Genomic DNA, 13,257 nt, shown 5'->3' with positions numbered 1-13,257 from the left:
AGGGTCRGCAGTTGTTGGAAGGGCTTGTCGCGGCGGAAGTTCTCGACAGCGTCATAGTCGCTCATGCCCAGACACAGCAGGCCCAGGTAGCTCTTGATCACGTCACTGGTGCGCATGCCCAGCGTGGTGGGGAAGCGGCTGTCGATGCTGTCGACGCCAGCGATCTCGAAGCATTGCCCGATGATGGACAGCCCGGCGTGGCTGGTGAGGGTGCGGCAACTGGCGCGGAACTTTATGTTGGGCATGGCACTGTCTGGGTGAATGGCGATAATGGCTATATTGCCATGCAGGTCAGTGGGTTAGAAGTGCTTCCGGGGGCCGGTCTCACGGATTCAGGATATTAAAACCATGAATTGTCGCTATAGAGGGAAGCTACTGCTGAGGCGATCCACAAAAAACATAAAAAAGCCCCGGTGCGTAGCCGGGGCAGCAAGTGAGCATTGAAACAGTAAGTGAAACTACATGGGCGTCTGTTTAGAACTCATAGCGAGCAGAGAGCCACAGGCGGCGACCCTCTTCGCTGTTGGCGTAAACGTTGCCGAAGCTGGTGCCATCGCCGTAGGCGCGGTAGTCGACAAAGTCTTTATCAAATAAGTTGTAGAGGGTGGCGCTGACGTTAAATTGGTCGGTAAACGCGTAACTGCCGCCTAGGTGAAACAGCGAGTAGGCTTTGAAATCCCCCAGGTCAGCGAAGGAGGGCGCGCCCCTAACACGTTCACGGTTGCGATAACGCTCGCTGCGGTACTCGGCAGAGAGCCAAGTATCTAGCTTCGGTGTCGCCTGCCAACGCAGTGTGGCGTTCAGTGCGTGTTCGGGCGTATCGGTCAGCGGTTCGCCACGGTTATTGCCGCTTTTCTGCTCGCTATCGGTGTAGGTGTAATTAGCGGATAAGCGCCAATCTGGTGTGAATTGATAGCTGGTGGAGAGCTCAACCCCCTGGGTAACCGCCTCATCGATATTCACGTCCTGGCTATACACGCCATCCGGGATAAGCGGGTCGTTTTCAATCAGGATATCGTTGCCGCTGGCAATTTTATCGTCGAACTGGTTGTAGAACAGCGTCGCGCTGGCGGTAAAGCCTGTTTGGCTATCGTAGTGCGCGCCGATTTCGCTGCTGGTGCTGGTTTCCGGCTCAAGGTCCGGGTTGCCGATCGTCAGGATCGTGCCCTGGCCGGTCACCCCGTTAATACCCGAGTGAAGGTCATTCAGGGTCGGGGTCTTGTAGCCACGGCTCACACCGCCTTTTAGCGTCCAGTTCGGCGTGGTGTTCCATACCAAATAGCTACGGGGGCTGAACTGGCTGCCAAACGCATCGTGATGGTCGTAGCGGCCGCCCAGCGTCAGCGCAAGATCATCCCGCAGCATCCATTCGTCTTCCGCAAAGAGCGACCAAGTGGTTTGCTCGAAAGTCTCATTGGCCAAGCCATCATCCAACTCCGCATCCCACCACTGGAGGCCAACGGTGGTCATGTGGTTACCCAGCGGCATAATAAACTTGCTATCCAGTACCGTATTGGTGGTTTCCAGCTTACGCGGGGCACCGCCAATAATGCTGGGGAAGCCCTCATAAGCAACACCCTCTTCACCGGGAATCGTACGGCCAGTGGTTTCCGTGGTGTTACGTATTAGGCTCGATTCCAGCGTGCCAGAGGCAAAGCGCCCAGTATGGCCGATAGCCACCTGTTCCCGCTCAAAACGTAGCTCGTCGGCATAGCCGTTTGCCACGCCAGGGTTGGGCGCACAGCTGCGGGTGCGGCCGTCCAACGTACCGAGTTGGCACTCGTCGTTGTTGTAGCGCTGGCGGTTCACCTCCCCATCCAGCCAAAGGTCGTGGCTGTCGTTAGGCGTCCAGGTTAGTTTGCCGCCCAGGTTGTACACATCGCCCTCTACCGGGCTAGGGCCACGCTGGCTCACCTCAACCGGGTTGCCGTTAGCGTCGGTGTAGATAAGCTCTGATGCGTCACGCTCATAAAAACGCCCGCGCAGTTGAACGCCCAGTGTGTCCTCTACCAGCGGGCCGCTGGTGTAGAGATTGATTTCACGGCGGTCGCCGAAATCACGATCTTCATTAAAAGTACTCTCGACGCCGACCGAGCCAACCCACTCGCGGTCTACTCGGCGGGTAATAATGTTGATCACGCCGCCCATGGCATCAGAGCCATACAGTGTCGACATCGGCCCGCGAATTACCTCAATACGTTCAATGCTGGAGACCGGCGGGAAGAAGCTAGTCGAGGTTTCACCAAAACCGTTAGGCGTGACGCTTCCAGCCGCATTTTGGCGGCGGCCATCAATCAGGATTAGCGTATAGTCGCTGGGCATACCGCGAATGCTGATGTTGCTGCCACCGGTTTTACCTACTTGGCCACCAACATCTACCCCTTCCACATCACGCAAGGCATCGGCCACGCTGGTAATGCGTTCGCGCTGAAGCTCTTCTCTGGAAATAACCGAGATACTTGCTGGGGCGTCCACCAGTGCCTGCTCGAAACCGCTGGCAGAGACAACGATGTTATCCAGTTGCGCTGCTTCTTGCCCGTTGGCGGCAGTAGCGGTAACGCTTAGCGCAATGGCACTGGCTAACGCGGTACGAGTAAAGCGTGGCATGACAACCTCCCTGATATAAATCTTGTTTGCTAATGAAACTGATTATCAAATGAGTTGCGGATTCTAAGAAGAAAAGTTCCCACTTGCGAGATGGTTTGATCGGACATGGTGTTGCTATTAATGGAACAGTGCCGGGTGGGGAGCGCCTGCCTGCAGAAGGTTGTTAGACCGCTAGCTAATATGGGCAGCCTGACGTTGCAGTAACTGCAACACGTCATTCGGTGTAATAGGGGTGCAAGTGATTTTGAGAATCGTTACTATTGGATTAACGGTTAATCAGGAGAGGCTCACATGCGACACACGTTACTGCAGCGCGGTTTACTGGGAATGTTGATGGGCGGCTTGCTGGTGGGCACCGCCCAAGCGCGCACGCTGGAGACGGCTTACGGCAACGTTGAGGTTGTTGATCACCCAGAGCGTGTAGTCACCCTATATGAAGGTGCGCTGGATGCCGCGCTGGCGGCGGGCGTGACCCCGGTAGGAGCGGTAACCACCCGTGGCGGCGACAACGTGGCAGAGTACGTGACCGACTACCTCAGTGCGAACGAGCTCGAACACCCTGAGATTGTGGGCGTCGTGCGGGAAATCAATATTGAAGCGGTGTTGGCCCAGCAGCCGGACCTGATTCTAGCCGCAGCACAGCTTCCGGAGGAGCAGTACCAACTGCTATCGCAAATTGCTCCCACTGTGGTGCCCCACACGCAACCGCTAGCGGCCGATAACTGGGAAGCCGAAGCGCGCTTATTCGGCCAGGCTTTGAACCAGGAAGAGGCCATTGACGAAGCGATCAGCGCCGTCGATCAGCGGGTCGACGCTATGTCAGACGCAGTAGCTGACGCCGACGTGGGCATCAACGCCTATCTGGTGCGCTGGATGCCTGGCGGCCCCATGGTAATGTCGGAAAACCTGATTGCCACCGGCCTGTTAGAGCGCGTCGGCCTGGATGTGCAAGGCGGCGAGCTGATCGGTGAACGGGGCGTGCACAGCGACGTATTAAGCCTTGAAAACCTCTCTCAGGTAGACGGCGACTGGCTGTTTTTGGCCACGCTAAATGATGACGGCCAAGCCGCCCTAGATAGCGCCAAACAGAGCCCCGCCTTCAACCGCTTGAACGTGGTACAGAACGAACGAGTGGTGCCGGTCAACGGCCAGCTCTGGAGCAGTGCCAACGGCCCGCTGGCGGCCCAGGCGATTCTGGATGACATCGAGAATGCGTTATTGCCGTGATGCTACTTACCAAGGCTGGAAGTAGCGCCAGGTGGCGCTGCTCATCCCGACACTGGATGCTGATTCTGCTCACCGCCCTTGTGGCGGTGAGCGTCGTTAGTTTGTTGATAGGCGCAGGCAGCGTTGGCCCCCGCCAAGTGTTAGGGCTGCTAAGCGGTAGTGATCACGCGGAAGCGCGCTTTATCGTCTGGGAACTGCGCGCCCCTCGCACGCTAATTGGTATTGCCGTTGGCGTTGCGCTGGGCGTAGCGGGGGCGCTGCTGCAAGCGGTTTCACGCAACCCGCTGGCCGATCCGGGCTTGTTGGGCGTGAGCGCAGGCGCTGCGTTTGCTGTTTCCCTGGCACTGGTGTTAGGGGCCAGCGCGGCCACTTTGCGCATTCCCGTGGCACAGCTAGGCGCGCTGATCGGCTGCGTGTGCGTACTCAGCGTGGCGCGGCTGCGCGGTGTGGGGAGCGACCCGGTGCGCTTAGTGTTAGCGGGGGCCGCGTTTTCCGGGCTGCTCGGTTCGCTCAGCGCACTGATGCTGCTCTACGACCAGCGCGCCGCCGATGAGATTCGCTTTTGGGTGGTGGGCAGCTTGGCGGGTAGGCGGCTAGACGATTTATGGGCCGTGCTGCCCAGCCTACTGGTCGCAGGGGCGGGCGTTGTCGTGATTGCCCGGCCACTGGCCGCGCTGGCGCTAGGGGAGCGGGCCGCCAGCGGTTTAGGGCACCACCCTGGGCTGATTCGCTGGCTGGCGGTGGGCTGCGTGGCGCTATTAGTCGGCGCGGCCACCGCTATTGCCGGGCCGATTGCGTTTGTGGGGCTGGTAGTGCCTTTTGTGGCGCGGGCCATCGCCGGGCCGGATATTCGCCGCACGCTCTGGTTCTGCCTGCCCGTCGGCCCACTGATCGTGCTTACCGCCGATATTATCTCCCGTGTCGTCGTTGCTCCCTCCGAGCTGCCCTTGGGCGTGCTCACCGCGCTATGCGGCGCGCCGGTGCTGATTGCGGTGGTGCGGGCCAAGCGCCTGCCGATGCTCTAACGCACTCTCTTTGGTTATCTGATGCTATGAAAATGACGGCAAAACAGTCGATGAGCGGTGTGGTACTGCCCCGCACATCCACCGCTTATCAAGAAGAGCCGAGCGCCCAGGCGGTGGCTGCCCCGCAGGGCTACTGGTGCGCTGCGCTGCCCCGTTATGGGGTGAGCGTGCTGCTGGAAAAGCGCGCTGTGGCGGTGAATATCGGGTTGAGTGCCGCACTGATGGCCGCTTGCGTGCTCTATTTAAGCCTGGGCAGCGTAACGCTTTCTCCCAATGCGGTGGTGGCTTCCTTGCTGGGGCAAGGCGATAGAATGACCGCGTTTATGGTGCAGCAGCTGCGCCTACCTCGCCTGATCGCTGCCTGTTTCACTGGGGCTGCGTTTGCGCTGGCCGGGGTATTAATGCAAACCCTGGCCCGTAACCGCTTGGCGACCCCCGGCATCATCGGTATCGATAACGGTGCCACCGCCTTTGCGGTGGCCTCGATTGTTGGCTTGGGGGTAGGCATCGCCCCGCCCGCCATGGCGCTGGCGGGGGCGACCACCGCCGCCGTGCTCACTTTTGGCTTGGCCGCAGGCAGCGGCACCCAGGGCTACCGCTTTATCGTGGCGGGCATCGGCGTGGGCGCTGTTTTTGGCGCGGTCACGCAGCTGATGTTGGCGCGGGTAGCGATTGATACCGCCAACGCCGCCTACCCCTGGACCGTCGGCTCCCTCAATGCCCGCCCGGCAAGCGCGGTACAGCTATTGGGTATTGGCTTGGCGCTTGGGCTAGTGGCCGCGCTGGCGCTGGCCCGCTCGCTCACGCTGCTGCGCTTTAAGGATGCCATCGCCAGTGGCTTGGGCACCGCTGTGAAAGCGCGGCGGCTGCAGGTGCTGTTACTTTCAGTGGTGCTTACTGCGCTGGCCGTTGCCGTGGCGGGGCCGGTGGGCTTGGTGGCGCTGATTGGCCCTGAAATTGCCCGCTCGCTCTCCAGCGCCCGCCATGTTCCCATTCTAGCCGCCACGCTGGCGGGAGCGCTGGTGATGGTGCTAGCCGATTTAGCGGGCCGCACGCTGTTTGCCCCTATCGAGATCCCCGTGGGGATTGTTACCGCCGTGGTGGGTGGCCCCTGGCTACTCTGGATATTAATGCGCCCGCAACGGAGCCGCCCATGACTTCATTACCCACGCTTTCCACCGATGCGCTCAGCATGAGCTACGGCCAGCGCCAAGTGATTCACGAACTCGGCGTTAGCTTGCCCAGCGGGCAGGTAACCGCCATTGTTGGCCCCAACGGCTGCGGTAAATCCACTCTGCTCTCTGGGCTTGCCCGCCTGCATAAACCCGATAGTGGTGCCGTGCTGCTCAACGGCCACGACATCGCCCAGATGCCCGCCCGCCAACTTGCCACCAAGCTAGCGCTACTGCCCCAAGAGGCGGTCGCTCCGGAAGGGCTGACCGTCACCGAACTGATTCGCTTTGGCCGTCAGCCCCACCAGGGCTGGCTGCGCCAGTGGTCGGCGGAAGATCAACAGGTAGTGCACCATGCTCTTGCCGCTGCCGGGTTGGAAGCGCTTGCCGACCGGCCTTTGGAAGCGCTTTCCGGCGGCCAGCGCCAGCGCGCCTGGATCGCCATGACCATCGCTCAGCAAACGCCGCTTTTACTACTCGACGAGCCCACCTCCGCGTTAGACTTAGGCCACCAAATCGAAGTATTCGAGCTGGTGCGCGACCTGGCCTGCCAAGGCCGCACCGTGGTGATGGTGCTGCACGACCTCGCCAGCGCCTGCCGCTACGCCGACCACCTGATTGCCATGCGCGACGGGCAGATTGTTGCCCAGGGCGCGCCCGCTGAGGTGGTGACGCCTGCGCTGGTGCGGGAGCTGTATCAGGTAGAGTGCACGCTGCTGCTCGACCCCGATACCGGCAGCCCTTTGCTTGCCAACGTACGGCGAGCGACGCAACCCGTTTAAAGGCGATTTACGCAGATAACAACGTAAAAGGAATTGATGTGGCTTCTTCCCCGACCCGCGCTGACAAAGCGTCCGTCAATCAAAGCTTTCACGCCTTAATGCGCCTGTTGCGCTACGCCAAAGGCTATCGGCGGCAGATTATCACCGCCACGATTTGCTCGATTATCAACAAGCTGTTCGATATCGCCCCGGAAATTCTGATTGGCGTGGCGATCGATGTGGTGGTGAACCAGGAAAACAGCTTTGTGGCGCGGCTGGGGTTTGAATCGCCTCAAGAGCAGATCACCATTTTGGCGGTGCTCACCTTCTTTATTTGGGCGGGGGAGTCGCTGTTTGAGTACCTGTTCCAGATTCTCTGGCGCAACCTAGCCCAGCGGCTGCAAGCGGATATGCGCCAAGACACTTACGAGCACGCCCAGCGCCTCGACATGGCGTTTTTTGAATCGAAAAGCTCCGGTCAGCTAGTGGCCACCATGAACGATGACGTCAACCAGCTAGAGCGCTTTCTGGATGGCGGTGCCAACGCGCTGATTCAAGTAGTGGTGACGGTGGTGGCCGTAGGCGCGGTGTTCTTCGTGCTTTCTCCGCTGATCGCGCTGCTAGCGTTTACGCCGATTCCGCTGATCATTTGGGGCGCGTTTTTCTTCCAGCGCAAAGCCGGGCCGCTGTACAGCGACGTGCGCGAAAAAGTAGGCGACCTTGCCAGCCGTCTCTCCAACAATCTCAGCGGTATCGCTACGATTAAAAGCTTCACCAGTGAAGCGCGGGAAGCCGAGCGGCTGCGGGATGCCAGCGAAGCCTATGTAGAAGCCAACCGCCGCGCTATTAAAGTCAGTTCTGCGTTTATTCCGGTCATCCGCATGGCGATTTTGGCGGGCTTTCTCGCCACCTTTACCGTCGGCGGCATGATGGCGCTGAACGGCAGCCTCAACGTGGGCGCGTATGGCGTGCTGGTGTTTCTGACCCAGCGCCTGCTGTGGCCGCTCACCGGCCTTGCTCAAGTGATCGACCTGTTCGAGCGCGCCATGGCTAGCACCAAACGGATTCTGGATTTGCTCGAAGTACCGATTACCGTGAAGGACGACAGCACCACGCCTTTAACGGCCCCGGTAAAAGGCGACGTGCGTTTCGAGGCGGTCAGCTTTCAATATGAAGCCAGCCAAGTAGGCGTAAACGGCGTGGACTTGCACGTGCCCGCTGGCAATACGCTGGCGCTGGTGGGGGCCACCGGCTCCGGTAAATCGACGCTGATCAAACTGCTGCTGCGCTTTTACGACCCCGCCAGTGGCCGTGTGCTGGTAGATGGCCAGCCCATCACCGACGTAAGTATGCACTCACTTCGCCAAGCGATTGGCTTAGTCAGCCAGGATGTGTACCTGTTTGAAGGCAGTATTCGCGACAACATCGCCTACGGCCAGCCGGACGCCGATGATGCCGCGATTATCGACGCCGCCAAAACCGCCGAAGCCTGGAGCTTTATTGAAACGCTGCCCCAAGGGCTGGATACGCCAGTGGGCGAGCGGGGCGTGCGCCTTTCCGGCGGCCAACGCCAGCGGCTTTCACTGGCGCGGGCGCTGTTAAAAGACCCGCCGATTCTGGTGCTGGATGAAGCCACCAGCGCGGTGGATAACGAAACCGAAGCGGCCATTCAGCGCTCGCTAAAACGCATCGCCCATGGCCGTACGGTGATTATGATTGCCCACCGGCTCTCCACCATTGTGCACGCCGATGAGATTGTGGTGATCGAGAAAGGCCAAGTGGCCGAGCGCGGCACCCACGCCAGCCTGTTAGCGGCGGACGGCCATTATGCCGCCCAGTGGCGGGTACAAACCGGGGCCGCCCAGGCAGGCGACGTTGAAGCGCTTAGCCACTAAGCGCCCATCAGTGGCTAAGTCAAGCGTTAGCGGTTCACCAGCAGCGCATTTAGCGTGACGGGCACATGCTCATCAATCTGCTGGTAGCCCAACATCGACAGCACGGTGCGCACCGTGCTGTTAGCCATCAGCGCGTTGCCATCCAGCGCCATGGGTTCGGCGTGGGTCACGCGCACCTCGTTTAACCCTTCGCGGGTAAAGCGCAGTGGCACCGCCTCTTCTTGGTTAATCAGGTCGGTTTGCACCCGAAAGGTGAGGGTTTCCACCATCGACTCGCCAATATCCAAGCCGTCTAACCGCTCCGGCGGCATTTGCGCCACCAGCGTCACTAGCGTGGTGTTCGCCAGCAAGCCCACCCACGGCGGCAGCTCCCCAAAGCGATTGAGCAGATCGGTTTGGCTCAAGCGCAGCGGCAGGCGCAGCGTGCCATCGGCAGCAATATCGCCCTGCAAGTTATTCACCTGATGGTGATGAATTTGCGGGGCCTCGCCATCCAGTTGGGTGATCGACGCCTGCACCTGAGACTGGCCAGGATCAAGCTGCCAATCCGCCTGCACCGGCAGCACCAACAGCAGCGGGAAAAGAGCCATCAAAGCTTTCAAAGCGATTCTCCATAGAAGCATTCACCACCAGACCCCAGCGCCGCCAATTAGTGCCGAAAAAAATGCCGACTTCGCCGTAAGATAGCGCACCAAGGGGTAGCCTCGCCCCCACACATTCGCTATTATATGCACGCTTTTCGGGCCTATAGCTCAGTTGGTTAGAGCAGGGGACTCATAATCCCTTGGTCGTAGGTTCAAGTCCTACTGGGCCCACCATTTCTAAGTCTCTCCCCCTAGATTGCCTTCTTCTTAAGCCCCTGACCAACGTCAGTAAACGGCTCCTTTGCCATATTCGCAGTTTCTCAAAACCTCATTTGTCTCTATTGGTTCTTCCACCGATCCTCCTTCGAACACCCCGTTCCACCGCAACCTCTTGCCCCACCAGAGTGATTGTGGTTGTGAATAAAAATCCGTATCATTCGTCTTACTATAACGAACTCCTCATACCCGTTGAGACTCACTCATGCTCCGTAAAACCATGCCGTTTTCCGTCGCGCCGTTGCCTGCTGCCGTTCGCCGTTCACTGGTGGTGTCGCTCGGTGGAATGCTGTGCGCTGCGCCGATGGCCGCACTGGCTCAAGAAGACACCATTAACACTGGCACCACCGTGGTCACCGCGACCGCGTTGAAGGTAGACACCCCCGAGGTAGAAACGCCTCGCGCGATCTCTACCGTGAGCGCGGAAGAGCTGGAAACCCGTGGCGTTAATAAGTACGACGAAACGTTCCAGTATCGTTCCGGCGTTGTTTCCCAGCCTTACGGCGAGGACAACAACACGGATTGGTTCTTCTTACGTGGCTTCAGCGCGGAAAGTGCGACCTACCAAGATGGCCTGCGTTTATTCCGCACCGGCGGCTACTTCTGGTGGATGAATGAGACGTTTGGCGTTGAGCGGGTGGATTTACTGAAAGGCCCGGCCTCTATTTTGTACGGTGAAGCGCCTCCCGGCGGTGTGATTAACGCCATCAGCAAGCGCCCGACCAGCGAACCACAGGGCACGTTGGAAATTGAGGCGGGCAACCAGCAGCATCGCCAGGTGGGCATTGATGTCTCTGGCCCGGTGGCCGAGCGTGACGATATGCGTTACCGCATGGTCGGGCTTTATCGCGATGGGGAAGGGGAACTTAACGGTAGCGAGAAGGAGCGCTACTACTTTGCGCCTAGCCTGGAAATGGATGTCAGCGACGATACTACGGTCACTTTCCTTGCCAGCGTGCAGAAAGATGAGGGCGTGCCCACTACCGGTTTCTTCCCGGCACTGGGTACGCTGAACGACTCTCCGTTTGGCCAAATCGACCCCGAGACCAACCTGGGCCAGCCGGATTACGACCGTCTGGATCAGCGCCAAGTAGGCATTGGTTACGAGCTTGAGCACCAGATCAACGATACGTGGGAGTTCCAGCAGAACGCTCGCTATACGCATTTAGATCTTGAGCTGCGTAATGTTTATCCCAACTCGTTTGTTACCCCGCCGCGCAGTATTTCCCGTGGCGTGATTGATCGCGACGGCGAGTACGATGCGTTCAATATCGATAACCGCTTGATTGCACGCACCTACACCGACAACACGGAAAACACCTTGCTGGTGGGCGCGGGCTATCAAGAGTTGAACCTGAACTACACCAACCGCGATAGCTTCCGTACCTTGGGCGATGGCTCTACGTTCTTCGCCAACGTGGATACCGTAGACCTCTATAACCCGGATTACGCCGCCTTTACCGCGCCGGATACCGGCGACCCCACCCAGCATGATGTGGACCGCCGCCAGTTCGGTATTTACGTGCAAGACCAGCTGCGCGTGGCAGATAAGTGGGTGTTCCTCGCGGGTGCACGCTACGACAGCGTGGATAGCAGCGACGACTTCAGTGATGTCACCGGTAGCAGCAGCCAGGGCTACGATGACGAGCAGCTATCACTTACAGCCGGGGCCATGTACCTGGGCGATAACGGCATTTCACCTTACCTTAGCTACAGCGAGTCGTTTACACCTGTCGCGGGTATCGGGCCGAATGGTGCTAGCTATGAGCCGCTGGAAGGTAGCCAGCTAGAAGCCGGTGTGAAAATTGCCCCGTTTAATGTAGATGGCTACGTGACCGTTGCCGTATTCGACGTGGAGGAGGACAACACGCTGATTTCCACTAGCGCGCCGGTACAGGAGCAGGCTGGTGAGCGTCGCTCCCAGGGTGTGGAGATCGAAGGCGTGGGCTACCTCACCGATGACCTACAGCTCACCGCGGCGTACACCTATACCGATGCGCGCTACGATATCAGCGATTCCCAGCAGGATGAGCGCGTGCCGCTGGTGCCTTTCCATATGGCGTCAGCGTGGCTGGATTACGATATGAGCAGCAGCTTGCCTGGACTTTCCGTTGGGGCGGGCGTGCGTTATATCGGTGAAACGTCTCCGAGCCCTGGCAGCGGTATTAACCGCGATGTGCCTTCCACCACGCTTTACGATGCCATGGCCAGCTACGATATTAACGACAGCTGGACCGCGCAGGTGAACGTGAACAACATCACTGATGAAGAGTACGTGAGCGGCTGCGATTTCTACTGCTATTACGGTGCTTCTCGCAGTGTGATCGGCAGCGTGAAGTACCGCTGGTAATTGATCATTGGCACTCAATCTTAACCCACAACGCCCGGCTTTAAGCCGCGTTGTTGTTCGTCGTTGTTGTTCGTCTATGTACTACCCATTCACCATCGCGTGCCATACGGTGCATTCGGTGGGGCCTTGCGCTAGGTCAGCACAGGTATCCACACGCCTTAGAGTAGTGGCTTGGCAGTGCACGGTCAGTTCACCTTGCCACTGGTCGAGCCGCCACTGAAAGCGTATCTCTCGCGCTTGGTCGTCGCCGTGATCGCTGATCAGAGCCAACGTGGGTTGTCTTGCCTCCGTGCTGAGCTGCGTCAACGCAGCGATTTCAGCACTCTGCTGTGCGGGAGTGAGCTGTGAGCTGCCGCGGTATCCGGGCAAAAAGCGCTGTTGGCGGGCTTCGGCCTGTAAGAAGGACAGCGCTTGTTCTGGCGTAATACGCCCATATTTGCGCACGTTTGGCAGCACGATCACGCTGGCGGCGAGTCGGCAGCCGCCGAGGTGGCTGCTCTCCCATACCTCGAACGGCAGCGGGTGCTCAGCTACCGTGCTGGCTAGCGCTTTGAACGTTTTATAACCGTACTTCGCGCAGCACTTATCTTTGGTGCCGTGGGTACAGCAAAGAACCAAATCATTGCGCATCGCTGGCTGCTCCCACTGGCTAAGGCGGGTGCCACTTTGAAAGGCGCTGAAGAACGCCTCTAACTCCCATCGTGCCACGCGAAAGCGGCGCCTCTCCGGCATCAGAAAGAGCTGATGCTGGTACTTTTCCATGCCCGGCTGTTGGATCAGGTTGATGCGCAGGCCATCGTCAGCCAGCGTATCTAGCAGTCTGTCGGACTTGAGGTTAATGGATGAGCTGAGGCGTGGGTTCTTCACCCCCCTTGTGTTGGTGTTGGTGTTGGTGCTGTTGTGTGGCTCTTAACCTGCCCCTCAGCTTCTGCAAGGCGGTTCTGACGCCTTGCCTGCTGGCCGGTTGGGCGCGGCGAGCCCTCAGCCCGCCGTCAACCGGTGCATCCGCTTGATATTCCACGCCATGGTGGCCAATCGCCACTCGCCGCTGACCTTATCCAGTCCGCGTAGCGAGAACTGCCGGAACCCCATCACGTGTTTGATGATCCCGAAGACCGGCTCCACGGTATGTTTGCGCAATGCGTAGAGCGCTCGGCCCGCCTGCGTCTTCAAGCGGTGTGCCATCTGTTCGACGGGGTCCTCGCTCTCCGGGGCAGGCGGATCCGCGGCGAAACGTTCAAAGACCGGAAGGTGATGGACGTCTCGCTTCATCGCCAACAGCGGTTCGATACCATGGTCATGGCAGGCCTGGATATTGCTGGCACTGAAGTAGCCGGTATCACCCAGCAGGTGGTCAGGT

The 13,257-nt window shown here is 59.2% G+C and carries 10 protein-coding genes, 1 tRNA gene and 1 pseudogene; 7 read left to right on the top strand and 5 right to left on the bottom strand.

The features are described from left to right. Positions 1-245 (bottom strand): annotated as a pseudogene (locus A3220_RS17105) (IS1380 family transposase); the annotation flags it as partial. A gap of 229 nt (positions 246-474) precedes the next feature. Next, the gene (locus A3220_RS15895) at positions 475-2,607 is read right to left on the bottom strand and encodes a TonB-dependent receptor (RefSeq protein ID WP_062375885.1); all 2,133 of its coding nucleotides are present in this window, start codon (positions 2,605-2,607) and stop codon (positions 475-477) included. Positions 2,608-2,898: 291 nt separating this feature from the next. On the opposite strand from A3220_RS15895, the gene A3220_RS15890 reads away from it, so the two are divergent. The 5 genes from A3220_RS15890 (at position 2,899) to A3220_RS15870 (ending at position 8,687) form a co-directional block, all read left to right on the top strand. After that, entirely contained in the window at positions 2,899-3,834 is a 936-nt protein-coding gene (locus A3220_RS15890) for an ABC transporter substrate-binding protein (protein ID WP_062363303.1), read from the top strand. A 56-nt stretch (positions 3,835-3,890) separates the two neighbouring features. Further along, the gene (locus tag A3220_RS15885; RefSeq protein WP_062375882.1) at positions 3,891-4,859 is read left to right on the top strand and encodes an iron ABC transporter permease; all 969 of its coding nucleotides are present in this window, start codon (positions 3,891-3,893) and stop codon (positions 4,857-4,859) included. 26 nt (positions 4,860-4,885) lie between these two features. Next, positions 4,886-6,016 carry an iron ABC transporter permease gene (locus tag A3220_RS15880; RefSeq protein ID WP_062375896.1) on the top strand — a complete coding sequence of 377 codons (1,131 nt, stop codon included), beginning with the start codon at positions 4,886-4,888 and terminating at the stop codon, positions 6,014-6,016. After that, on the top strand, positions 6,013-6,813 hold the full coding sequence (locus A3220_RS15875) for an ABC transporter ATP-binding protein (RefSeq protein ID WP_062375879.1): 801 nt from the start codon (positions 6,013-6,015) through the stop codon (positions 6,811-6,813). The genes A3220_RS15880 and A3220_RS15875 overlap by 4 nt, the downstream gene beginning before the upstream one ends. Positions 6,814-6,911: 98 nt before the next feature. Next, positions 6,912-8,687 carry an ABC transporter ATP-binding protein gene (locus tag A3220_RS15870; RefSeq protein ID WP_062375891.1) on the top strand — a complete coding sequence of 592 codons (1,776 nt, stop codon included), beginning with the start codon at positions 6,912-6,914 and terminating at the stop codon, positions 8,685-8,687. Positions 8,688-8,713: 26 nt separating this feature from the next. Here A3220_RS15870 and A3220_RS15865 read toward each other — a convergent pair whose 3' ends face one another. Further along, positions 8,714-9,289, bottom strand: a complete 576-nt coding sequence (locus A3220_RS15865; protein WP_062363294.1) for a hypothetical protein — start codon at positions 9,287-9,289, stop codon at positions 8,714-8,716. A gap of 139 nt (positions 9,290-9,428) precedes the next feature. On the opposite strand from A3220_RS15865, the gene A3220_RS15860 reads away from it, so the two are divergent. Beyond that, a tRNA-Ile gene (locus A3220_RS15860) sits at positions 9,429-9,505 on the top strand. A gap of 247 nt (positions 9,506-9,752) precedes the next feature. Beyond that, positions 9,753-11,897 (top strand): TonB-dependent siderophore receptor, encoded by a 2,145-nt coding sequence (locus A3220_RS15855; protein ID WP_062375877.1) that lies wholly within the window; start codon positions 9,753-9,755, stop codon positions 11,895-11,897. A gap of 81 nt (positions 11,898-11,978) precedes the next feature. Here the strand turns inward: A3220_RS15855 and A3220_RS15850 are convergent, their stop codons facing one another. Both A3220_RS15850 and A3220_RS15845 read right to left on the bottom strand, forming a co-directional pair. Then, positions 11,979-12,764: a sucrase ferredoxin gene (locus A3220_RS15850; protein WP_062375874.1), complete on the bottom strand. Its 786-nt coding sequence runs from the start codon at positions 12,762-12,764 to the stop codon at positions 11,979-11,981. Between the two features lie 114 nt (positions 12,765-12,878). Beyond that, positions 12,879-13,257 (bottom strand): transposase (locus tag A3220_RS15845; protein WP_164834402.1); only part of this gene is annotated, 379 nt, incomplete at its 5' end.

Origin of the sequence: Halomonas sp. KX33721, from assembly GCF_001596805.1 — a bacterium.
GTDB lineage: Bacteria > Pseudomonadota > Gammaproteobacteria > Pseudomonadales > Halomonadaceae > Vreelandella > Vreelandella aquamarina.
This window is presented reverse-complemented; position numbering and strand designations above follow the sequence as displayed.

Excerpts from the sequence above, each read along its gene's own strand:
- A3220_RS15880 (WP_062375896.1), top strand. The coding sequence starts at position 4,886 with ATGAAAATGACGGCAAAACAGTCGATGAGCGGTGTGGTACTGCCCCGC.
- A3220_RS15875 (WP_062375879.1), top strand. The coding sequence starts at position 6,013 with ATGACTTCATTACCCACGCTTTCCACCGATGCGCTCAGCATGAGCTAC.
- A3220_RS15890 (WP_062363303.1), top strand. The coding sequence starts at position 2,899 with ATGCGACACACGTTACTGCAGCGCGGTTTACTGGGAATGTTGATGGGC.
- A3220_RS15870 (WP_062375891.1), top strand. The coding sequence starts at position 6,912 with ATGCGCCTGTTGCGCTACGCCAAAGGCTATCGGCGGCAGATTATCACC.
- A3220_RS15895 (WP_062375885.1), bottom strand. The coding sequence starts at position 2,607 with ATGCCACGCTTTACTCGTACCGCGTTAGCCAGTGCCATTGCGCTAAGC.
- A3220_RS15885 (WP_062375882.1), top strand. The coding sequence starts at position 3,891 with ATGCTGATTCTGCTCACCGCCCTTGTGGCGGTGAGCGTCGTTAGTTTG.
- A3220_RS15855 (WP_062375877.1), top strand. The coding sequence starts at position 9,753 with ATGCTCCGTAAAACCATGCCGTTTTCCGTCGCGCCGTTGCCTGCTGCC.